Raw genomic sequence first — 20,882 nt, 5'->3', positions numbered from 1 at the left:
GGGATGTTCATCAAGGATGTCCGAGGCGTTCGCCGGGCGTGTCGACAGCGCGTTCTTTGCCAGCTCAATCCAAGGGACGCGGGTCCGGTGATCACCGTGGTCCAGACACACGGCAACTCGACCCTGAGCATCGCGTGTGACACCCACGACCTTGGCAGAGTCAGTCGTGGTGGCGATGTCGTGACCAATGCCCAGCGGTTTGCGTCGGTCCGTGCGGCTCGTCACGCGCGGCGTCATGACGCAATCCGCGCGCAGCTGAACGAGATCCTTGTGTCGAGATCGATCGGCTCGTCGAGCGGGACGTGGACCAGGCCATGCGCCATCAGGTCCCACAAGCGGGCATAGCCCTGGGGGCGGCCCCCGAGCAGCTCACTCGCACGCTGAACGTCAACGAGACCGTGGGCCTGACGAAGGACCCGAACCGCCGCCGTTCGATCCTGGAGCGTGTCGCGACGGCTCGCATGGATGAAGTTGATGTTCCTTACGCGCTGGGGGGACAGCTCGGTGCGCACCTCGTAGGCCCAACCCATGGCCTCGGCCGATGCGCGGGTCAAACGGAGTATCGCCGCCAGGCGCGGGTCTTCCGTCTTGCTCTCTGTCGTGACATCGACCAGGAGCGTTCGACCATCCGCGTAACGCAGAAGGAAATCCGGTACGTGGTTGCGGGTGCCCGCCGAGAAGACCCACTCGATTCGAAACGGCTGCGTCGTGACCTGCACAGGCCGCGTAGTCAACATCAGATCCCGAAGATTGCTGAGCTCGTTGAAGCTCTCGCACCACACCGCCTTGGACTCGTGCCGTTGGCTTGGGACGACCATGCGCGAGATGTAGTTCGTCATGCCTTTGTGGGAGGCCGGGCGCCGAACGGCGAAGAGCTGGTCTGGCTCCAGTAGGGGGAGCGTGGTCATGTCGGCAGTGCTGACGGCCGGGTCGCCTGCGCTGTCGGCCGTGAGGACCGTCGCCGTCGCGGCTCTAGCGACCTCGGCGGCACGGTCTGCATCCATCGACGTGTTCATGACGTCGGCCCAGAGGGCGACGGTGCCGCCGACTGCTGGAATGAAGTTTGTCCGCCTGCCCAGTCTGTGAGGGACGGATGATTCGAGTTTGCGCATGATGTTGCTCCTCTCACCGAGGAGCGCGCCGTTGACGCGGGCGTGTTCGATCGCCACAATGGCAGCAGTCAACCCCTCGGGGTTGGTAGTCAGAATTTGAGCGCGGCACGTGCCGCGTTTCGCGCCGAAGCCGGGTAGCCGCCCGGCTTTCGTCGTGTCTGGGGGGTGACGGACTCCCAGAAGTTGCCCGAGCACGGTCACATGGCGCGCTCCTGAGGCAGTGCCTGGCTCAGTGCCGATTCACCAACGGCACTGACGGTGCGCCCGGTGTCCGCCGCGACGGCGAAGAGACGACGGGCCACGTCCGGAGCAAGCCGCAGTTCCACGCGCACAGGGCAGTCGTTCGGAATCGCGTGCAGACGCGGTCGCCCTCGACGGGCTCCACTCGGCTGCTTCTTGACCATTCTCTTCCTCCGGCTCTTTCAACTTCATCAAGCTGGGCCAGAGGGTATGTAGCCCCACGTTCGGGTTGGTCAGGTCCGCACGTGGTCACTGTCGATCCACCTTGGATCCGGCGTGACGAGCCGTCCCGTGAACATACCGGTAATCGTCCTCTGCCGGAAGGGTCTCAGCGCGGTTGGCTGAGCTGCTCCTCCAAAGCCGTTGCTACTGCTTCGAATTCGGCGAGAGCGGCGGAAAGGTCCTCGACGATCTCTCGGGCGAGCACATCAGGTGACGGCAAGTTGTCAAGGTCCTCGAGCGACTCGTCGCGCAGCCAAGTGATGTCGAGGTTGGCCTTGTCCCGTGCCGTGATGTCGTCGTACGTGAAGGCCTTCCAGCGTTCACTTTCCTCGCGCTGTGCTCGCGTCGCTGTCGACTTGTATGCCGTGACGAAGTCGTCGAGATCGGCTCTCGTGAGCGGGTTCTGCTTGAGCGTGAAGTGCTTGTTGGTGCGGAGGTCGTAGACCCAGAGCTTCTCGGTCCACGGTCGGTCAGGCCTAGCCACCTTCTTGTCGAAGAAGAGAACGTTGGCCTTGACGCCCTGGGCATAGAAGATGCCGGTCGGCAGGCGCAGCATGGTGTGCAGGTCGAAGTCGGTCAGCAGCTTCCGGCGGATCGTCTCGCCGGCACCACCCTCGAAGAGGACGTTGTCGGGAAGGACAACTGCCGCACGACCGTTGGTGTCGAGGATCGTCATGATGTGCTGGACGAAGTTCAGTTGCTTGTTGCTCGTCGTCGCGACGAAGTCTTGGCGCTCGATCTCTCGGTCTTCGCGCACCTCACGGCCGTCGGCGCCGACCATGGTGAGCGAGGATTTCTTGCCGAACGGCGGATTCGACAGAACCACACTCCAACGCTCACCCGGGTCGGCGATCAGGGAGTCGCGGACATCAATCAGTGAGTCCCCGTCGGCCGTACCCATCCCGTGAAGCAGCAGGTTCATCGCTGCCAATCGAGCTGTGCCATCGACGAGCTCGTAGCCGCGGACCAAGTCATCTTGGAGTTTGGTGCGCTGAGTGGGCGTCATCGACTCGGCGCCCTTTTCCGCGTGCTCGTGAGCAACGAGGAGGAAGCCGCCAGTGCCACACGCCGGGTCCACCACCGTATCGTCCACACTCGGCTGGATGACGTCCACGATCGCCTGAATCAAGGCCCGCGGGGTGAAGTACTGGCCGGCACCAGAGCCCTTGTCGGAGGCACCCTTGCTCAGCAGGTCCTCATAGGCGTCGCCCTTGATGTCGGTGCCGGTCTGGCTCCAGTTCTCCTTGTCGATGAGGTCGACCACGAGACGCTTGAGCTTGGCTGGATCCTGGATCCGATTCTGTGCCTTGCGGAAGATCGTCCCGATCACACCGGGCTGGCGCGCCAAGGCCGTAAGGATGTGGGTGTACTCGAGTTCGAGCTGATCACCCTGAGCGTCGAGGAGACGCTGCCAGGAGTACTCCTCGGGCACGATCTGCTGGGGCTTGAGCCTCCGAGTCGCGCGCTCGTGCGCCATCTTGAGAAACAGCAGATAGGTGAGCTGCTCGGTGTACTCAATGACACCGACGCCGTCGTCGCGAAGCACATCGCAGTACGACCACAGCTTGTCGACCAGGCGGCGCGCATCCGTCACGCGAGTTCATCTCCTTCGGTTGCCCGAACATGCTTATGGGCCTCAGCAACAGCGGCGTTGAACTCTTCCAAGGACTTGCCCCGCGTGGTCGCCGCCAGCCTTGGGCTTGGGTGAGGCGCTTTGACGACAACGATCCGGCGGGCTCGTAGTTCGCTGTCTAGCGGTCCGATCGAGGCTTGTGCTGGCTTCCCCAGCGCGAGTACGACGCGAATGTCGGGTGCAAGGTCGAGGAGCCCCTTGAGGTACACACGCCCTCGTTCCACTTCAGCCGGGGTCACACCCTTGTTCCTCTTGCCATCGCCGACGTACCAAGGCACCGCATTCCAGTGGAGCCCGTACGTGCGGGGCATTTCGCTGGCTTGGTAGCCGAGCCAGACGTTCTTGGCAGTCTCGTCGTTGTTGTCGGCCGAGAGCATCCGGGAACCTAACGCGGCCGGCCCCGCTGGCGACTCAAGCAAGAACAGGACGCGAGCCGCAACACCGCCGGAGTCGGGATCGACGAAAGGGACGAAAACAGGCGGAGCGTCGTCGCCACGCTCGTGGGCCCACTCTTCGGCGATCTCGTCGTGGATCTGGTCTGCGAACGCGTTGACCGGCGCCACATGCTCCTCCCACCACCGAGCCTGCTTCGCGGCGAGGAAGGCAGAGTCCTTGTGCATCTTCGGAACGGTCGAGAACGAGGTCGGTAGCACCAAACTGTTCGAGCTGAGGGTCGGGGGCCGGTCTGCTGCTGTCGACGACGGGTGCGTGCGGACTCTTTCGAGAACTGCGAGCCACTCCTCGCCGAGCGTGCCACCGCCGGCATGACGGTCGGCCCGGACCAGGTAGAACGCCCATCCACGTAACAAGTCGACGCCGCACCATTCAGGCACTCGACGACGAGCTTCGAACGAGCGTCGCCCCTGCCGGATGAGTTCCTCGACTTGCTCGGGTGATGAGGCAAGCCGCTGGTAGCCGTCGTAGCGATGCGCCCATTCGATCTGCGCTTGGGGAACGTCGATCATCGGTACTGCCTCTTCTGGGCACTCAGGATCGTTTCGATCAGTTCCACTGGGAGGTCCACAACTTCGATCTCCACACCAAGGTCCCTGATGGCGGCGCCCTGCCAGGAGCGGCCTCGCAAATGGGCGACAGCGAGTTGATCGGAGACGCAGAGAATCAGACGCTCCGGAGACGGTTCCAAACTCTTGGCGATCCACGCGAGTTTGGTTGCATCGTTGACCAGCTTGTACTTCTGGGCAACCTTGGCTGATCCCTGGTGCGCCCAACACTCGACGAGGACGCGCAAGTCAGGGCTGGCCCCGTCCACCTCCACGTACGCGCCGGACGCATGAGTCAGCCGACGGGGAGACAGGACCGTGCCGAGGCGCTCACCAAGCAGGCCCAGCATCACGCGCTCAGCACTTCTCTGTTCGTGTGAACTTCCAGCAGCCACAGCAAGTGGGGGCGCCACCTTCGCGATGTCCAGCGCCGCCGAGTCCTCGATCGATTCGGCGGACCGGGGCGCCCTGGCCGCCGCACCTGAAGCGATCGCCAGCGCTTTAGCTCGGAGCGCGTCGCTGGGCAGACGCTGAAGGATTTCCTGGCGCTGCTGTTCCGTGAGATCCCGTTCGCTAGCCATGGCGCGACCCACCTGAGCGGCGTGCCTAGCGTCATGCCCGGGCTGGTAGTTGCGACCGGTGGACCCACCGCAGCTACAGAGACAAAGCCGGCCTTCACGGTCCTGGATCGCATTCACCAGTTTTCCCGAAGGTCCGATGCTGCGAGTCAGGACCCCCTGAGCCTCCAAGCGCCTACAGATCTGGTTCACCTGTTGGCGTGGTGAGATCCCGCAGCGCCGCGCGAGGTCGTCGTCATCCAGCGGAACGCGACTTGCGCGTAGCGCTGCGATAAGCCTGTCAGCGTTGGACATCAGCAACGCTCTCAATGACTTCTTGGTCGGCACTCCGCCCGGTGAGCTTTCCCTCGAAAGCCGAAGATAGGACTGCGCGCCGCAGATCTTCGGACCGTGAGAGCGACTTTTCGAGCCCCGACTTGAGTCGAGACCGAGCATCAAGGATCTTTTGCACTCGATCGACCACCCCTTGCTGAATCTCCAAGCGGGGGATGCCGATCGAGATTGTCTTGAGTTCTCCCCCTGAGATGCCGACCTGCCCCGCGCTCGTTTTGAGCTTGGCATCGATCTGTCGTCGGCCGCGCCCAAAGTTGGTGGCGTAGCAGACGAACTCCGGAATCGCCCGGGCCTGGTCAACACGAACGCGAATCAACTTGTCAGGGTATGTCAACGGCAGCAGGCGACGGTCGACGACGGCGGAGGCACCCACGAACCGCGGATTTCCGTTGTAGCGAGTGAACAGGAGGTCCCCTGGATCAAGCAGGGCGTCGCTCGCCATCAAGTCCGAGGCACCGCGACCGGAGTAGCGAAGGTCGCTCAGATTCAAAGCCAAAGGGCGTACCGCTCCGATGCGGAGGATCGGCACTCCCGTCGGCTCGGTCGAGGCCCGCGACACGAAGATGCCGTTCCTGACTGACTGAGCAAGGGTGCCGAGTGCAACCTCTTGACCGTCGGCCGTGTCCAGGAGCGAGTTGATCCGGGACGCCACCAGGCCGTTCATCCGTACGTCTGCATTGCGCAGTGAGGCTTGGCCCGCGTCGAGGTGGGAGAGGTGATCCTCAAGGATCTCGACGAACCGACGCTGGTCGCGAAGTGATGGCAAAGGAATAGGTATCTCGCGAATCCCTTTGAGACCAAGCCGCGGGCGGCCCACGCCATGACGACGTCCTTCTGCCCACTTCCGCGTCGCGGGACGTTGAAGGGAGTAGTTGACCCATCGCGGGTCGACGTCGTCACGGAGACGAACGCGGATGCAGTCGGCTTTGACGATTGCTGGTCCAAGCCCTGCTGGCATCAGACACGCCCGGGGAAGTACTTCGCCCAGCGAAGCGACTAGTAGGTCGCCTGCGATGACTTCGTGCCTCCGCAACGTCGTGAAGTGCTCGTGATCGATGTGCGCCGGGTTGTCGATGAAGACGCCGTCCCCGATGTTCTGAAGCCGAACGACACGGGGACCGGAATCACGGTAGTGCTGCCGTGCGAGGTTTGAGCCGAATGGACCATCTGTGATCGATCCCTTGTGCGGAGCCGCCAAGGCCCCGAGTGTGACGATAGGCCAACTCACGCGGTGAGCTCCGTGTTGAGTTCGTCGAGGAGGTCGCCAGCGCGGTCGCCGAGGTCGCGGAGGGCGCCGTCGATGCCACCGTTATCCGTAAAGGGGGATCGGTCGAGATCCTCGAGGCTGATGCCGGCCGAGGACGCAATCACTTCCACCATGCGGTCCAGCCACCACCTCTCCAAGGGCGAGAACTCGGTTCCGGCCTGCTCCTGCTGAGCCAGCCACGCGGCATACCGCTCCTGGACCCGTGCGGAATACGGGACGAGCTCGTTGTCGACGCCGACGGTATAGCGCAGCAGGGACACCAGATCCGTCAGGGTGTGTCGATCGCTGTGACGGACTCGGCCGGCGTCGATGGCTTCGTACGCGTTCCAGATGATGTCTGGGGTCCAGTTGTACGGCGGTCGGGAGATCCTGTCCGCTAGCTCCTGAATGTCCGCGAACGGAACGCGTAGCACCTTCGCTTCTGTGGCGAGCTGGATGGCCGTGATCTCATCGCGGTGCTCGGTCAGGTATTTCGACCACGACTCGACGACCGCTTTGGCGCGACTGGGATCGATCACGCCAAACGCGTCCAGGAGAACATCGCGGTTGACCTCGTCCACAACCCGGTCGTGCGTCGCGCGCAGTTCGAGGATTCGAGTGCGCAGTTCGGGGCTGCCAGCAACGGGTTCGACGGCTCGCTCCAGGAGCTCGCGGCGGGCGAGGTCCGGGTCAGTCGCTCCCTCGAGCGCCTTGGCTTGAGTGTCTGGATCGACAGCGTCGACGAGCCCACGCACGATGTCCCGAACGGGTCGTCCAGCGACCTCGTCGAGCTCAGCACGCTCGTCCGGCGTCAACTCCAGCTCCAGTTTGGCGAGGCGGGAGGCGAGAGTGGCGGTCTCGTCCTCGGTGAGGGTGAGTGTGGCGGCCTTGTCGAGCAACTTCTTGAGCGAGACCCCCTTCTCCCGGTTCAGGGGCGGGTCGACGAACTCGTGCTCGGTGACACCCACCGCATCGACGATGACGAACCGAGTCTTCGCCGACGCGTCTGGGGTCACGGACTGGAAGTCCGCGGGCGCGATAGTGCGGGCACCGCGACCCTTCATCTGCTCGAAGTACTGGGCCGAACGGACGTCCCGCATGAAGAAGACGCATTCGAGCGGTTTGACGTCTGTCCCGGTGGCGATCATGTCGACGGTGACTGCGATCCGCAAGGAGGGCGAGGTGCGGAAGGCCTGGAGCTGGCCACGAGGGTCGCGGGCGGCATACGTGATCTTCGCGGCGAAGTCGTTGCCCTTGCCGAAGACCTCACGCGCCGTGGTGACGATCTCCTCGGCATGGGCATCGTCCTTGGCGAAGATCAGCGTCTTGGGGACGGTGGAGCGGCCCGGGAAGATCTCGGTGAACAGCCTGTCGCGAAAAGTCTCGAGGACGAGGCGGATCTGGGACTTGGCGGTGACTGCGCGGTCGAGTTGCTTGTGGGTGTACTCGAAGTCCTCCTCGATCGCCTCGAGACGCTCCTTGCGTGTGCGTCGGTCGATCTTGGGGACGATGGTGCCGGCCTCGATCGCGCCACCCTGTTCGCTGATCTGGGTGCGGATTCGGTACAGGTCGAAGTCGACGTTGACCCGGTCGGCGACGGACTGAGGGTAGGTGTACTCAGAGACGAGGTTCTGCCTGAAGAAGGCGAAGGTCTGCTTCCCCGGTGTTGCAGTCAGACCGATGACGTGGGCGTCGAAGTACTCCAAGACGCCGCGCCACACCCCGTAGATGGAGCGGTGGGCCTCATCGACGATGACCAGATCGAAAGCCTCCGGCGGCAGGGCGCTTGAGTAGGAGACGGTGACTGGCGCATCGGGGACGAAGTCATCGAGGTTCGGGTCGTCGCCCTCCGTGACTTCCTTTCCCCGCAGGACTGAGTGCACACGCTGGATCGTCGAGACGACGACGTCGGACGAGCCCAGCATTCCAGCGCTCGTGAGCTTGTCGACGTTGTAGATCTCAGTCAACCGGCGCCCGTCGTCGGGGGTCCGGTAGTTCTGGAACTCGGCGATGGTTTGCTCGGCGAGGTTGTTGCGGTCGACGAGAAACAGAATTCGCCGGAAGCCACCGAACTTCAGGAGCCGGTATGCCGTGGTGACTGCTGTGAAGGTCTTGCCGGCTCCAGTGGCCATCTGCACGAGGGAACGGTCGAAGTGCTGATCTTTGAGGCTCGACTCGAGGCCCTTGATCGCGGTGATCTGGGCCGGGCGAAGGGGCGACTCGCCCAGCACAGGAAGGTGCTGGACCTTTGCCCGCCAGGTGGGTTTGTCCGGATCAGCTTCGGCGTCTCGGATGACCTTGGCCAGCGTTGATGACTTGGGGAAGTTGAAGATCCGCCGCGCCCTCGGGTTGGGGTCATACCCGTTGGTGAAGTGCGTCTCTGAGCCGCTTGCCTCGAAGACGAAGGGCAGCCGACCCTCCACCGTGATCGCCTTGAGCTGGGCGTCTTTTGGCAAGCCGCTGGCGTACATGGCCGACTGCCACTCGACCCCGGACAGGGTCGTGCCCTGAGGCTTGGCCTCGATGACGCCGACGACCTTCCTACCGACATACAACAGATAGTCAGCACGACCGTGGCCCTGCTTCATCACGACCTCTCGGCAGGCGACTCCCTCTTGATTGATCAGATCAAGGCTTCCCTTGTCCTGAACTGACCACCCAGCATCAGCAAGCTGGCGGTCGATCAGCACACGCGCGCGCTGCTCCGCCGCCAACTTTGGATCCCCATTACCGGTATTCACTAAGCGCAACCCTAAGGCGCGATCGCAATTCCGTCCCGGGTACGACGGGTTGACCAGCGTCAGCCCGACGCACCCTCGGCGGCACGGGGTTGGTCCGCCGACTCGAATGGCTCGTCAACCACGCCGTTGTGCTCATTGATCGCGGCCTTTGACCGACCCACCCCTTGCAGGGCTACGCGTTCTTCGTCTGGCAGATTCATTGCCTCCCCGAGCACCGCAGCGAGTTCATTCACCTTCGCCGATGCAACAGACGCAGGGAAGGTCCAACGATGGTTGTCGTCCCTCGTGATGAGGTCCACCACGGCGGGTTCCCCGGCATAGCTCGGCGGCAGCGACCGCACGTACCTGACGCGGTCGATGGGCACGTCGCCGTTCACGTCGCCTTGTTCCAGGAAGTCCAGGGAGTCGGCGGTGAGCACGCGCCGATTTGTGACGACGACCAGAGTCTTTGCGATCGGTTTGTCCCGAGCGGCAGAGAGTCTGTCCATGGCTCCGCCGACGGCCGCCGAGATGGCCCCGGTCGCGGAAGTGCGATCCGCTAGGGCGAGAACACGAACATCCTCGTCGTCGTCAAGGAACCAGCGCAGGACCCGCAGGTACGAGGCCACGTCAACGCTCGGGTCCGTACACATCAAGGCGGGCGTCGCGAGCGGCTTGGGCTGCGGACGGAGGGCCTCAGCAAGAGGCGTGATCCCTTCAAGTAGCCGGGCCGTGGTTTGGCGGGCCACCTTCAAATCTCCACGTGCACCCGGCAGTCGCTGCGACAAAGACTGTCGCCCAGGGAGCTCGGCAACAAGGCGAAGCTCACGGGTGAGTGCATCGACCAAGCCCCGCGTCTCGTCCAGTGCCGAGGAGAGCTCGGTACGGGTGTCCCGCGCGATCAGACCGACGAGCTTCGTCTCGTGCGGGTCGTCGCGGCCCACCGTCCTTGCTTTGCCCGCTTGGAGAGCCTGATACCCCGTCCAAGCCTTCAGAGACAGCAGGAGCGCCGTCGCATCGAAGGTGATGGCCTCGGCCTGAGCGTGCAAGTAGTCACGCCTTGCACGGCCTTCGATTGTGCGGAGTTGGGCAATATGCCCGCGAACATTCTCCCGGTAGAGGTTTCGCGCGGCCCGCAGGTCAGACCCCTTGCCCGCCACATCCTCCCAAAGAGAAGCGGGAACGCACTCGAGTTCCTTGGCCCGCACCACGGCCAACTCAATGGCTTCGACAAGCCCAGCCAGTTCGGCGCGCTGTCCTCGTTGGATAGAGGCAAGCACGTGTCCGGTTAGCGCATAGTTGCTCTTGACCAGCGACGTGATCTCGCTCAGCTGCATTTGCAGTGCGATTGTGGCGACGGCTGGGCCGACGGCCGCAGCTGTCTGTGCCGCGGTAAGGCCGGTTACGGGGATGAATCGAGCTTGAGCCAAGCCGTTGGACGTCACCATGGCGCCCAGGTTGGCGCCGTCCTTGACGGCAAGCTTCGCACCGGCTTCGAGCATCGCTCGAGTCGCGTCATTGACTCGGTATAGCCCCTGCACGCTTGCCAGGGCTGATCCCGCGTTGCCAGCCACGGTCGCGGTGTTGCCAACGACCCCCAGCACCGACGACAACTGCGTGCGGTCGGCGGAAGACACGAGGCCGAGGTCGATCAGATCTAGTTCGAGCTCAGTGGGAACCTCACCGAAGACCAAGGCGACCCCAGGCAGCATCTCCGCGATCACCGTTGATACGGCCTCGGTGTCAGGGTGGCCGGTGGCGGCTTCGGCCGTCGCGGGCACAAGTCCCCCGCGGCTCTCGACGCCGTCCTCTGGCCCGCTCATGTCCGCAAGATCCGACGTGTCTCTCATCCGTCATTCCTCCAAGGCGTTGCTGGCGCCTCGCCTGCATTGACACCAGCGCTCATGGATCGCAACCCTAAGCGGCAATCTGGCCTCCGTCTCGAGGACGGGTGCGACTCGCATCAGCCCCTCCCGCGAGGGTCCACGGTTGGAGATTCCAGACGTGCCTGAGCGTCGAACGCATCGATGACGGCACGTCCGGCGATATCCAGCTCGTTGTAGGCGTGGGCATGGAACGGAGCAGACATCGCCTCGGTTTCAACGTCGTCGAAGGCCTGCAGGAGCGACCTCAACTCCTCGATCGATGCGGCGAGATCGGGCGGGTCGGAGTCAGGCGCCCCCTGCTGACAACCGTCGGCAAGGAGGTCCCGGATTCGATCCCGTTCGCGGTTGTATGCTCCGGCGCCATCGTTATCGAGCACAGCCACTCGGATGACGGGCGGACGACCACAGGCTGGAGCCGCAAAGTCCCGGAGGGCGTCGTGGTAGGCACGCTGGCGCTGGCGTCCTCCAGGGCCGAACCCGACCGCAGCCTTCGACGCTCGGTAGCGATCTGAGCGCGGTGCCAGCTCACGGCACAAATCCATGTAGTGGTTCAGGTCGAAACTCACTCGCACGTCCGAGGGATACAGGCGTAGCGACAGCGCGCGGAACGAGGTGAAATGCTGCGACTCGTCGATCTCGATGAGGGTGCCCGTGCTTGCCTCCGTGAAATCGCCCGTCAGCGGCGTGGTGCGCTTGGCCGCCTGTGCAGCGGAGTCGCCGCCCAAGGCGATGAAGATCGCCTCAAGGGGCGCCCTTGCGACGCGTCCCTCCGGTGGCAGGCCTAAGTGGCCACGCTGGTTGATCCACGGCAACCGCGACGGCCCGAGTTGCACGCCATCTGCCTCGGCTGCCGCTGCGAAGCCGCGCTGGCAGTCACCGACCGGCATGGGGGCTGCTCGCTCTCGCTGTCATCACCTCAGGATGCCGCAGCAAACGACAACGGACGTCCCGAACTGTCACCGTCCACTGGTGACCCACCAGAAGGAATCAGGCGAGCGCCTGCACTGATTCGCCGGTGGTGTCAGTGGTCGGCCCTACCCTCCGCTTCATACGAGAGATTGAGGAAGTCGCTGATGAGGACGTCTACGCAGAGCTGCGTAGACGAGGGGTGACGCAGCGAGAAGTGATGGGCGCCATGCAGTGGGCCTACATAGTGATCCCCCGGCGACCCGCTGCCGCCATCGAGCGACAGGTTGCGCTGGTCACCCTTGCGGTCCTCGGGGGTGTCTTGGTTGCGCTGATCGGCTACCTCGCAATCCAGGGCAAGGAACCACCCAGTCTGCTGTCCGGCTTGGCTGGTACCTGCATCGGTGCCATCGCTGGCCTGCTCGCTCCAAAACCCGCTGTAGGGAGTTGACCCCAACGCAGCGGGAGGGATCTGACTGGTAGTCCGTCTCAAAATCCGCCGCTGGCGTCTCAAAATCCGCCGCAGAAGTGCCGATCCGTCTCACGCCGTCTCGAACTCACCGGTAAATCTCAGAATCGCTCCCCGCTGACACGTTGCGAGGGACTGCATCATTTGGGCCCCATCAAGTAGGCCGACAGAGCCGCTCTTGGGTGAGTTCGCGCCGAGGGAGATCCGTGAACTGACTTGGTCGCCGACCGGCTCCAACTGGTCGGCAGCGGCCGCCCGCGTGCTGAGTCTCCTGACGGCTCCCGCACTCTCAAAGTGGCCGTGCAGGCGCGCCGCTACTCTCACCGACTCTCAGAGTCCTCGTCCCACTCTCATTTTTCGACGCGGCCGACAGCGGCCGACAATCAGGGGTGCTCGCGCAGGTAGCGGCCGAAGTGGGGGACGGTGAAGGCGACTTTGCCCCGTTCGGTCGAGTAGATCAAGCCCTTCTTCAAGAGGGCGTCGCGGGCGGGAGAGAGCGATTGTGGTTGCTTCCCAAGCCATTTCGCGACGTCGGCCGTGGCCATGGCGTCGAGTTCGATCGTCAGGCTGGAGCCGTATGCCGCGGAGCCCGAGTCGCTCTCGACCGGCCCGCCGACGACCGCGCCGTCCAGGTCGACGAGCGCAACCGAAGCCATGGCGCGCAGGTAGTCGCGCTCACCGGGTGTGGCGCGCTCATACCGGCTGCCGAAGAAGCCGACGGCGAGCTCGGCCTCGGCGCGTGGCACGGCGACGCGCACATCTGCGTCGGTGATCGGTGTCGCCGGCGCGACATCCCAGACCTCCTTGCCGTATGCCTGGATGAAATAGGGATACCCGCCCGTCACCGCATACATGTGGTCGAGCGCGTCCGGGGTGAAGGCGGCGTCCTCGTCCGCGGCCGGCACGCTCAGCGCTGCAGCGGCGGCGTCACGCTCTAGGCGATCGATGCGGGCATACCGGAATAGCCTCTCGGAGTAAGACTTTGAGGCCGAGAGGACGGCCGGGAGGTGGGGCAGCCCGGCGCCGACGACGAGGACGGGCAGCGAGGCCTGAGAGATCTCGTGACAGGCCGCGCATAGCGCCGAGATGTCCTCAGGCCCGAGGTCCTGCATCTCGTCGATGAAGATCGCGACCCCGCGCCCAAGGTCCGCACCGAGACCACCGATGTCGGTGAAGAGCTCGACCAGGTCGATCTCGATATCGCCCGAATCCGCCCGTCCAGGAACGGCACTCGCATCGATACCGGGGTTCCAGCGGTCGCGCAACTTGGCATTAGGCGCGGTGTCGCGCTGCGCGAAGGATTTGATGACGCCGAGGACGTGGTCGACCTGATCGGCTTGTGTATGCCCGAGCTCACGCACCGCGACGTGGGCGGCCGCCGCGATCGGGCGGCGCAGGGTCTGGTCCGGTCTGGCCTCGAACTTCCCTGTGCCCCAACCGGCTCGGACGGCTTGGCCGCGAAGGGCGTTGAGCAGCACCGTCTTTCCGACACCCCGCAATCCGGTCAGGATCAGCGAGCGCTCGGGGCGCCCTTTTGCCACCCGCTGCAGCACCACGTCGAAGGTCTGTAGCTGCTCATCGCGCCCGGCGAGCTCGGGCGGGCGCTGGCCGGCGCCGGGGGCATAAGGGTTCCGGATCGGGTCCACGCGGGCATCGTATGCGGGCGTCTAAGGATTACGTGAGAGCACGACATACACGCGCGTGGCGCGGAACTCATGGACTCGGGGTACGCAGGCGTGGGGAGTGTGCGCGCCGCCGGCGCCCGCGTGACGCGGAACCCGTGGACACGGCATACGCGCCCTGCTTATATTCATGACTAGTCAACGAGTTGCCTAAGGAGCATGCCATGCACGCCTTCCGAGCGGCCGTCGAGGCGCGCGATCTCGACGCCATTGCCGACCTGCTGGCCGATGACGTGCGTTTCACGAGCCCGGTGGCGTTCACGCCCTATGACGGCAAGCCGATCACGGCAGCGATCCTGCGCGGGGTCCTGCGGGTGTTCGAGGACTTCCACTACGTCCGCGAGATCGTCGATGCCGGCGGGCGAGATTCCGCGCTCGTCTTCGAGGCGACGGTGGACGGCAAGGTCGTGAACGGCTGCGACTTCATTCGCACCGATGGCGACGGCAAGATCGTCGACCTCATGGTGATGGTGCGCCCACTGCAGGGCGCCCACGCCCTCTCGGCCGCCATGGGTGAGCAATTCGGCCGGATCCAGGCCGAGGCGATCGCCGAGCTCGAGGCTAGGCAACGGATTGACGAGTCAACGCCGCCTAGGCTGACGTGATGGCGCTGCGCGACGCGATTCTGGCCACTCTTCTCGACGGCGAGTCGTCGGGCTATGACCTGGCCAAGACGTTCGACGGCTCGATCGCCAACTTCTGGATGGCCGCGCCCCAGCAGCTCTACCGCGAGTTGGAGCGCATGGAGGCCGACGGTCTGGTCGAGGCGCGTCTGGTCGAGCAGGCTAAGCGGCCCAACAAGCGCGTTTTCCAGCTGACACCTGCGGGGGTCGATGCTTTGCGCGCGTTTGTGGCACAGGAGGCCAAGCCGTCTGCCATCCGAGACGACCTGCTCGTGCAGGTACAGGCCGTGGACATCGTGGAGCCCGATCTGGTCAGCGGGCACCTCGTCGAGCGGTTGGCCATCGCCCGAGAGAGGCTGCAACGTTTCGAGCAATTGCGCGATCGGCTGCTGGACGGCCGCGAAGAGGACTCCTTCCTGCGCGCGGCGACCCGGATCGGCCCCTATCTGACGCTGCGCCGGGGGATCACTTTCGAGCGCGAGAACATCGAATGGTGCGCGTGGGCGATCCGCGTGCTCGATGCGCGAGGGCCCGCCTGCGACTGATGCCTCCGGCGATTAGCAGGCAAGAATTCTTGGCGCGCACCTTGTGAATCGAACGTATGTACGATAACCTTCCTTCGGGTGGGTCACAGGGGGTGACTCACAGCAGGGTCGTTTGGCGGGGGTTGAGATGGGCGAGGCAGCGGTGCTGACGGCTATGACGCCGGTCGATTCGTCAAGCCCATGGGTGCGGGCAAATGATCTCGCGGGCGGGTTGAACCGGCTGTATGCCGCTTTGGTCGCAGTGACGGTGTCAGTCATCGCGGCGGATGACTGGGGTGCGCATGGCGGAGTCCGGTCGCCAGAGCACTGGCTGGCACTGCGGGCTGGACTGGCTGCCGCGACGGCGGGGCAGGCGGTCGCGCTCGCTCGGCGAGCGAGCATGCTGCTGTTGATGATTCGGTTGCTCGATGAGGGCCAATTGTCTTTGGACCAGGCGGCGGTCATCGCTCGGCATGTGCCCGCGTCCTATGAGGCGTCGGTGGTCGAGTTGGCCCCCAAGTTGACGGTCGCCCAGCTGCGTCGAGCGCTGTCCCGTTATCCCTTCGAGACTGTCGACACCGAGGGCGATACTGACAATCAGGTCGAACCGGAGACGGCTTGGACGACGGCCGATCGCGCGACCACGAGCGACTTTTGCGGTGACCTCAGCGTCTACCCCAACGGCGTCCCCGCACCCGGGTCGGCCGGCCAGGGTGGCGACGACGAAGCCGACTCGGGCGGCGAGGGGATGTCCGCTGACACTGAGGCAGCCGAGCACTCAGGGGATCCGGCGCAGGATGCCGGTCCGTCTCCGGACGAGGCAGATGCACCGTCCGGCAGGCCATTCGCAGGTCTCGGTTTCGGTCTTGGCACCGAGGAGGAGCCGGTGTTGTCCGAGACCGCGGCCCGGGCCAGTCTGCCGGGGCGCCTGATGACCTGGTGGGATCGGGGGCGCTTCTATGTGCAGGGGGATCTCCCCGCTGACCTCGGTGCACTACTCGAGCAAGCGTTAAAGGAGGCCAAAGATGCCCTCTTCACCGCAGGTGAAACCCGGGCCGGGCCGGCCGACGCGCTCGCCGAGATCGCGAATCGGTCACTGGCCACGGTCGAGCCCGTCTCGCGCGCAGATCGTTACCGCATTTACCTCCACCTCGACATCGGCGGAGCGTGGCTCAACGCTCGCGGCGCGATCCCGCGACACCTCGCCGATCGGTATGCCTGCATCAGCGCGCACGCTGTCATCCTCGAACGCGACGGCAAACCCGTCAACGTCGGACGCACCCAACGCGGGATTCCGGCTCGGACCCGCCGCCTGGTCGAAGACCGCGACCGGGGCTGTGCATACCCCGGTTGCCCGGCGACCCGGTTTGTCGAGATCCATCACCTCCACCATTGGGAAGACGGCGGCGGCACCGACTACGACAACCTGATCTGCCTCTGCCCCCACCACCACACCGGCCACCACCAGGGTGCCTTCACCATCACGCCCGCCAAGCCGACTTCTAGCGCGGGCGCGATCGCCGCCGACGACCGGCATCACGGCGGCAGCGCGCGTCACGGCGACGGTGTGTTGTGCCCATTCGTTTTCCACGACGATCGGGGCCGACCGATCCAGGTCCAACCCCCACCACCCCGTCCCGGACTCAGCTCCCGGCTCGGCCGCTGGCCGCGCTGCGGACGTCGAGGATGCCGCGACCACAAGCCACTGGGCGAGCCGAACGGAAGGCGCGAGTTATCGCGGCCCGCTCGGCGAACACCTCGACCTGAACTGGGTCCGCTTCTATCGCGATTCCGAGCGACATCGCTTCGCGGCGCCTGACTGGGCAGCGACGCCGGGCCCTTTGGGGTGACGTACTACCGCGACTCCGACGAAGACCACTCCACTCTCACGCCGCGCATGTCGCGTGGTTGCGGACCCAGGGACTCGGACCGGTCGTTAACCAATGTGGCTGCCGAGCGCCTGATCGAGGCGACGGGAGAGCGCCATGACGTGGACTTCCGACGCGGACTTCCGAAGGTCCTACCCGTTCACGCTTTGGCAGACTCCGAGGCCGAAGGGGCGTAGGAACTGAGCCGGTCATGGACATTCGGGATCGCCGCACGTTGCGCGCCGGTCGCCTCGGTGATCTCACGTAACCATCCGATCAACGGGTCGTTGACCCCGTGTTGATCGGTGCCGCTTCCGTGGAACGCATCCAGCCCGGCCGCGACCAACAGGACCGATCCTCGACACCGGCGTCGACACCCTGCGGCGCCCACCAGATACGGCCGGCCGGCGTCAGATCCCCAGCGCTATCAGGATCAGCGCGGCCAATCCGACCAGGCAGACCAGCGCCGCCAATCCGAGGACCTCCTCGGCCGCGCTGCCGTGCCCGCCCAACACTTCGAGCCGGCGCCGACGGCGCAAGACCTGCAACCCGAAGGCCGCCACCACGCCCAGCCCCATCGGCACGACGGTGGCCAGACCGTGCGCGGGGATCCACCGCAGAAACAACCCAGTTACCGTCAACACCGCCAGCATGGTGCGACCCCACGACAGATCCGATCGCTCTCGAGCCAGCCCGCTGTCCCCGTCCCAGGGACTCGCGGCGGCCCGGCTCATGAGGGTGCCAAGACGATCGAGACCGCGAGAGCGATGGCGGCGAGAGTGACGCCGATGGCGAGCACGAAGCCGATCGGATTCAGCGGCAACGGCCGGCCGAGGCGCATCGACCGCTCCAAAGTCACCCAGCGATAGGAGGCGGCCGCCGAGATCGCCATGCCCAGGCAGACCAGTCCAAGGGCGAGCGCACGGCGCGCGACCAACGCGATCGCATCCCCGGCGAAGGCCTCGACCGCCACCCCGCCACCGAGGAGTGTCAACGCGGTGCGGATGTAGGCAAGGAACGTCCGCTCGTTGGCCAGGCTGTAGCGCGGATCGGGCTCGCGGCCAGGGCCGAGGATCCGCCGCTCCATTCGCCCGAGCCGCCCCACCGGCTCGGCGTTCAGCGCGGCCAGCGTCGCCGGGCTGGGTGCGGGTTTGGTGCCGTGGTCCTTGGGGGCGGCTTCATGAGCACCCTGGGCAGGCGCCTGACCCCCGTCCGAGATCCCACCAGCACCCCGGGACATCAGGAGGCGGTGCTCTCGCCCCGCACGCGGATCAGATGCCGCGCGACTCCGGGCAGCCACCCGGTCTCCCCACGCATCCACCGCGACGCCACGAGATTGCCCGGCACGACGACGAAGTCGCCCTCACGCTGATCCGCGATCGCCAGATCGGTCCCGAAGACATCGGTCACGATGCGCCACCGCAGGTCCGTATGCCGCGTCAGATGCTCCCCGAGCCCGATCGCGAACTGCTCGACGAGGGCATCGTGGTTCTCCCGCTTGCGCTTAGCGGTGTCGCGCCACGCGGCATAGGTCGCGTCATACGCCGCACCAATCGCGTCGAGGTCGGCGATGTCCACGCCGGCCGAACCGAGCGCGGCAAGTCCGGCCGCGATCCGCGCGCGTTCTTGCTCACCTAGGCCGCGGTCGCGGGGCCGCAACGGCCCCATTCCGTCACCGTCAACGAGGCTGTCATCGGTCTCGTGGAAGCGGCTCACACCCGCGTTTGCCTCACCCGCCGACGTGTCGCCGTCGCCATTGCCCGATCGCCGAAAGAGCCCCATAAGCCCACCTTAGTGACGCAGCCGCCCCTTCGCCGGGGCCCGCTACTTCACGTATGCCGTGTCCCCGTCCCCCACAAGCGGCTTGCCCGCCGCGGCCCACGCCAGCGTCCCGCCGGCCACATTGACCGCGTCGAAGCCATTGCCTTCCAACCACGCGACAACGCGCGCCGATCGGCCGCCGGAACGACAGATGACGAACACGGGATCGGTGTCCGGGAGGTCGCCCAGTCGAGCCAGCAGCTCGGTCATCGGAATGTGCACGGCCCCGGGAGCACGACCGGCGGCCCACTCGTCGTTCTCGCGCACATCGAGGATCCGAGCATCATCGGGCAACTCCGCGACGGTCACTTCACGCATTTCGTCCATGGCGACATTCTCCTCGGTGGGTCTCATGGCTCAGGGCCGCACTGGCTCGGCTGATGCATCCGACGAGCGCCGAACGAAGTCGGCCAGATCGGCACTTTGCCTCACCCGCGACTCCTCGTGGACATACATCATGTGTCCGGCGGGGTAGTAGGCCCGCTCGATATTGCCGCGCAGCGCCTCCGGCAGGCGCAACTTGGCCAGCACCTCCTCGGCCGCTGCCGGCGGCGTGGCCCCGTCGTAGATCCCGAAGGCCACGTGGACGCGCAGGTGCGGGTTTGCGCGCATCGCCCGCTCCAGCAGGGGCGAGACGTCGATCGGCCGCCCCTCGAACTCCTGGTACGACCACGGGTGCACGCGGTCGGTGATGTGCTCATACCGCAGGTCGTTCTCGTAGCCGAGCTCGGCGCGCACATAGTGGTTGATGGCGCTGGCATACGCGCCGTCGATGGCGTCCATCGATGGGTCGGCGTCCATGCTCTCGGCGATCGCGCTCGCCGCCGGTCCGTTGAAGCGCGCATCCAGCCGCCCGACCGTCAGTCGCTGATCGCGCAGCAACTCCCCGAAATAGCGCCAGTGCTCGATCCGCAGATCGGCCCGGTCGACATAGTCCGGGCTGAGCCCGGTCAGGCGCGCCAGTGTCGCCACAGCAGCGGTGCGCTCATCACCGGTCAGGCGCGAACCGCGCGCCAGCACATAGGGATAGTCGCGATCGGCGTATGCCTGCGCCTCATCGACAACCTCCTCCAACGTCCGTCCGGGGTGCTTGCCGTGCCGGTGCGCGGTCGCCGCATAGAAGGGCAGATAGAGCGCGTGCGCTCGGTCATTGCGCTGCTCCTCGAAGTCGATCGAGCTCAGGTCGAGCACACTAGAGATCAGCACCAGCCCGTTGAGATACATCCCGAACGTGCTCTGCAGGTGCTCGGCGAGCGCGGTGCCACGAAGCGTGCCATAGGACTCGCCGATGACGAACTTCGGTGCCAGCCAACGCTTCTCGCGCGATGTCCAGAGGCGAATGACCTCGCCGATCGACGCGATGTCGCCGGTATAGCCGTGGAAGGGTTTGGGCTTGCCACCCGAGACCGCGCGCGAATAGCCCGTCGACACCGGGTCGATGAACACCAGATCGCAGTGCGCCAGCAAGGTCTCGGCATTGTCGATAAGCCTGTATGGCGGCGCCGCCGGCGCGTCGACATCCCCGGCGAGCACTCGGCGCGGGCCGAGGAGGCCGAGGTGCAGCCATACGCTCGAGCTCCCGGGGCCGCCGTTGAAGACGAAGGCCACCGGGCGCGTCGACGGAGCGGTGTCCGCGTCGCCGTCGGCGACATAGGACGTCAGGAAGACCTCGGCAACCGGCTGATGACCGGCGTAGACACCGTCCTCGTACTTCTCCTCGCGCAGCACGACGCGTCCGGCGGTTGCCTTGTAGGACAACGACTTTCCGCCAACTGCGATCGTATGCCGTGTCGTCACCACATCGTCGACCGGCTCGGTGGCGGACGCAGTCGTCCGGGTCTCCTTGACGGTCGACGTCCGCGTCGAGGTCACGGCCGGCGGTCCGCCCGGGCCAATCGACGCAGGGGGCAGCGGTGCGTCGTCGGGACCGGTCCGAGTGTCGTCAGGCATCTGGCTACCCTACGAGCGGCCGAGCCGGGATGCCGGGTGAATGGCCGAGATGACCGGGGCGAACTGGG

The 20,882-nt window shown here is 65.4% G+C and carries 20 protein-coding genes; 4 read left to right on the top strand and 16 right to left on the bottom strand.

The features are described from left to right. Positions 1-233 precede the first annotated feature (233 nt). The 9 genes from ABD209_RS02450 to ABD209_RS02410 all read right to left on the bottom strand — a co-directional run bounded on the left by ABD209_RS02450 (position 234) and on the right by ABD209_RS02410 (position 11,858). Positions 234-1,313 carry a TnsA endonuclease N-terminal domain-containing protein gene (locus ABD209_RS02450; RefSeq protein ID WP_344061618.1) on the bottom strand — a complete coding sequence of 360 codons (1,080 nt, stop codon included), beginning with the start codon at positions 1,311-1,313 and terminating at the stop codon, positions 234-236. Continuing rightward, entirely contained in the window at positions 1,310-1,438 is a 129-nt protein-coding gene (locus tag ABD209_RS02445) for a hypothetical protein (RefSeq protein WP_344061615.1), read from the bottom strand. The genes ABD209_RS02450 and ABD209_RS02445 overlap by 4 nt, the downstream gene beginning before the upstream one ends. A gap of 242 nt (positions 1,439-1,680) precedes the next feature. Further along, entirely contained in the window at positions 1,681-3,168 is a 1,488-nt protein-coding gene (locus ABD209_RS02440) for a class I SAM-dependent DNA methyltransferase (protein ID WP_344061612.1), read from the bottom strand. Further along, on the bottom strand, positions 3,165-4,172 hold the full coding sequence (locus ABD209_RS02435; RefSeq protein ID WP_344061609.1) for a uracil-DNA glycosylase: 1,008 nt from the start codon (positions 4,170-4,172) through the stop codon (positions 3,165-3,167). The genes ABD209_RS02440 and ABD209_RS02435 overlap by 4 nt, the downstream gene beginning before the upstream one ends. Then, positions 4,169-4,789, bottom strand: a complete 621-nt coding sequence (locus tag ABD209_RS02430) for a hypothetical protein (protein WP_344061606.1) — start codon at positions 4,787-4,789, stop codon at positions 4,169-4,171. Before ABD209_RS02430 ends, ABD209_RS02435 begins: the two co-directional genes overlap by 4 nt. A 277-nt stretch (positions 4,790-5,066) precedes the next feature. After that, positions 5,067-6,317, bottom strand: a complete 1,251-nt coding sequence (locus tag ABD209_RS02425; RefSeq protein ID WP_344061603.1) for a restriction endonuclease subunit S domain-containing protein — start codon at positions 6,315-6,317, stop codon at positions 5,067-5,069. Positions 6,318-6,343: 26 nt separating this feature from the next. Continuing rightward, positions 6,344-8,953, bottom strand: coding sequence for a type I restriction endonuclease subunit R (locus ABD209_RS02420; RefSeq protein WP_344061601.1), 2,610 nt, complete (start codon positions 8,951-8,953; stop codon positions 6,344-6,346). 212 nt (positions 8,954-9,165) lie between these two features. Beyond that, positions 9,166-10,935, bottom strand: coding sequence for a hypothetical protein (locus ABD209_RS02415; RefSeq protein WP_344061598.1), 1,770 nt, complete (start codon positions 10,933-10,935; stop codon positions 9,166-9,168). A 113-nt stretch (positions 10,936-11,048) separates the two neighbouring features. Next, the gene (locus ABD209_RS02410) at positions 11,049-11,858 is read right to left on the bottom strand and encodes a DUF7255 family protein (protein ID WP_344061595.1); all 810 of its coding nucleotides are present in this window, start codon (positions 11,856-11,858) and stop codon (positions 11,049-11,051) included. A 221-nt stretch (positions 11,859-12,079) separates the two neighbouring features. On the opposite strand from ABD209_RS02410, the gene ABD209_RS02405 reads away from it, so the two are divergent. Beyond that, a complete protein-coding gene (locus ABD209_RS02405) occupies positions 12,080-12,328 on the top strand; it encodes a hypothetical protein (RefSeq protein WP_344061593.1) in 249 nt (82 codons plus the stop codon). A gap of 401 nt (positions 12,329-12,729) precedes the next feature. Here the strand turns inward: ABD209_RS02405 and ABD209_RS02400 are convergent, their stop codons facing one another. Then, complete coding sequence (locus tag ABD209_RS02400; RefSeq protein ID WP_344061590.1) at positions 12,730-13,992, bottom strand: ATP-binding protein; 1,263 nt, start codon at positions 13,990-13,992, stop codon at positions 12,730-12,732. 200 nt (positions 13,993-14,192) lie between these two features. On the opposite strand from ABD209_RS02400, the gene ABD209_RS02395 reads away from it, so the two are divergent. The 3 genes from ABD209_RS02395 to ABD209_RS02385 all read left to right on the top strand — a co-directional run bounded on the left by ABD209_RS02395 (position 14,193) and on the right by ABD209_RS02385 (position 16,994). Further along, complete coding sequence (locus tag ABD209_RS02395; protein WP_344061586.1) at positions 14,193-14,633, top strand: nuclear transport factor 2 family protein; 441 nt, start codon at positions 14,193-14,195, stop codon at positions 14,631-14,633. After that, positions 14,633-15,196, top strand: coding sequence for a PadR family transcriptional regulator (locus tag ABD209_RS02390; RefSeq protein WP_344061583.1), 564 nt, complete (start codon positions 14,633-14,635; stop codon positions 15,194-15,196). The genes ABD209_RS02395 and ABD209_RS02390 overlap by 1 nt, the downstream gene beginning before the upstream one ends. A gap of 112 nt (positions 15,197-15,308) precedes the next feature. Then, positions 15,309-16,994 (top strand): HNH endonuclease signature motif containing protein, encoded by a 1,686-nt coding sequence (locus ABD209_RS02385; protein ID WP_344061580.1) that lies wholly within the window; start codon positions 15,309-15,311, stop codon positions 16,992-16,994. Positions 16,995-17,203: 209 nt separating this feature from the next. On the opposite strand, the gene ABD209_RS02380 is transcribed toward ABD209_RS02385, so the two are convergent. From ABD209_RS02380 to ABD209_RS02355, 6 genes are all read right to left on the bottom strand, one after another. After that, a complete protein-coding gene (locus ABD209_RS02380; RefSeq protein WP_344061577.1) occupies positions 17,204-17,389 on the bottom strand; it encodes a hypothetical protein in 186 nt (61 codons plus the stop codon). A 64-nt stretch (positions 17,390-17,453) separates the two neighbouring features. Further along, on the bottom strand, positions 17,454-17,777 hold the full coding sequence (locus tag ABD209_RS02375; protein WP_324386597.1) for a hypothetical protein: 324 nt from the start codon (positions 17,775-17,777) through the stop codon (positions 17,454-17,456). Beyond that, positions 17,774-18,283 (bottom strand): YidH family protein, encoded by a 510-nt coding sequence (locus tag ABD209_RS02370; RefSeq protein WP_344061574.1) that lies wholly within the window; start codon positions 18,281-18,283, stop codon positions 17,774-17,776. The genes ABD209_RS02375 and ABD209_RS02370 overlap by 4 nt, the downstream gene beginning before the upstream one ends. After that, positions 18,283-18,825, bottom strand: coding sequence for a DUF3806 domain-containing protein (locus ABD209_RS02365; protein WP_344061571.1), 543 nt, complete (start codon positions 18,823-18,825; stop codon positions 18,283-18,285). The genes ABD209_RS02370 and ABD209_RS02365 overlap by 1 nt, the downstream gene beginning before the upstream one ends. 42 nt (positions 18,826-18,867) lie before the next feature. Next, on the bottom strand, positions 18,868-19,191 hold the full coding sequence (locus ABD209_RS02360) for a rhodanese-like domain-containing protein (protein WP_344061568.1): 324 nt from the start codon (positions 19,189-19,191) through the stop codon (positions 18,868-18,870). Between the two features lie 30 nt (positions 19,192-19,221). Then, positions 19,222-20,814, bottom strand: a complete 1,593-nt coding sequence (locus ABD209_RS02355; protein WP_344061565.1) for a S10 family peptidase — start codon at positions 20,812-20,814, stop codon at positions 19,222-19,224. Positions 20,815-20,882 lie beyond the last annotated feature (68 nt).

The sequence above is a fragment of the Nostocoides vanveenii genome (assembly GCF_039531165.1).
In the GTDB taxonomy this organism is placed as follows: domain Bacteria; phylum Actinomycetota; class Actinomycetes; order Actinomycetales; family Dermatophilaceae; genus Nostocoides_A; species Nostocoides_A vanveenii.
The sequence above is the reverse complement of the archived record's forward strand: the minus strand, read 5'-3'. Positions and strand labels throughout refer to the sequence as shown.

Coding starts and splice junctions, on each gene's coding strand:
- ABD209_RS02390 (WP_344061583.1), top strand. CDS start 14,633: ATGGCGCTGCGCGACGCGATTCTGGCCACTCTTCTCGACGGCGAGTCG.
- ABD209_RS02410 (WP_344061595.1), bottom strand. CDS start 11,858: ATGCCGGTCGGTGACTGCCAGCGCGGCTTCGCAGCGGCAGCCGAGGCA.
- ABD209_RS02365 (WP_344061571.1), bottom strand. CDS start 18,825: ATGGGGCTCTTTCGGCGATCGGGCAATGGCGACGGCGACACGTCGGCG.
- ABD209_RS02435 (WP_344061609.1), bottom strand. CDS start 4,172: ATGATCGACGTTCCCCAAGCGCAGATCGAATGGGCGCATCGCTACGAC.
- ABD209_RS02415 (WP_344061598.1), bottom strand. CDS start 10,935: ATGAGAGACACGTCGGATCTTGCGGACATGAGCGGGCCAGAGGACGGC.
- ABD209_RS02370 (WP_344061574.1), bottom strand. CDS start 18,283: ATGTCCCGGGGTGCTGGTGGGATCTCGGACGGGGGTCAGGCGCCTGCC.
- ABD209_RS02375 (WP_324386597.1), bottom strand. CDS start 17,777: ATGAGCCGGGCCGCCGCGAGTCCCTGGGACGGGGACAGCGGGCTGGCT.
- ABD209_RS02355 (WP_344061565.1), bottom strand. CDS start 20,814: ATGCCTGACGACACTCGGACCGGTCCCGACGACGCACCGCTGCCCCCT.
- ABD209_RS02430 (WP_344061606.1), bottom strand. CDS start 4,789: ATGGCTAGCGAACGGGATCTCACGGAACAGCAGCGCCAGGAAATCCTT.
- ABD209_RS02420 (WP_344061601.1), bottom strand. CDS start 8,953: ATGAAGCAGGGCCACGGTCGTGCTGACTATCTGTTGTATGTCGGTAGG.
- ABD209_RS02360 (WP_344061568.1), bottom strand. CDS start 19,191: ATGGACGAAATGCGTGAAGTGACCGTCGCGGAGTTGCCCGATGATGCT.
- ABD209_RS02395 (WP_344061586.1), top strand. CDS start 14,193: ATGCACGCCTTCCGAGCGGCCGTCGAGGCGCGCGATCTCGACGCCATT.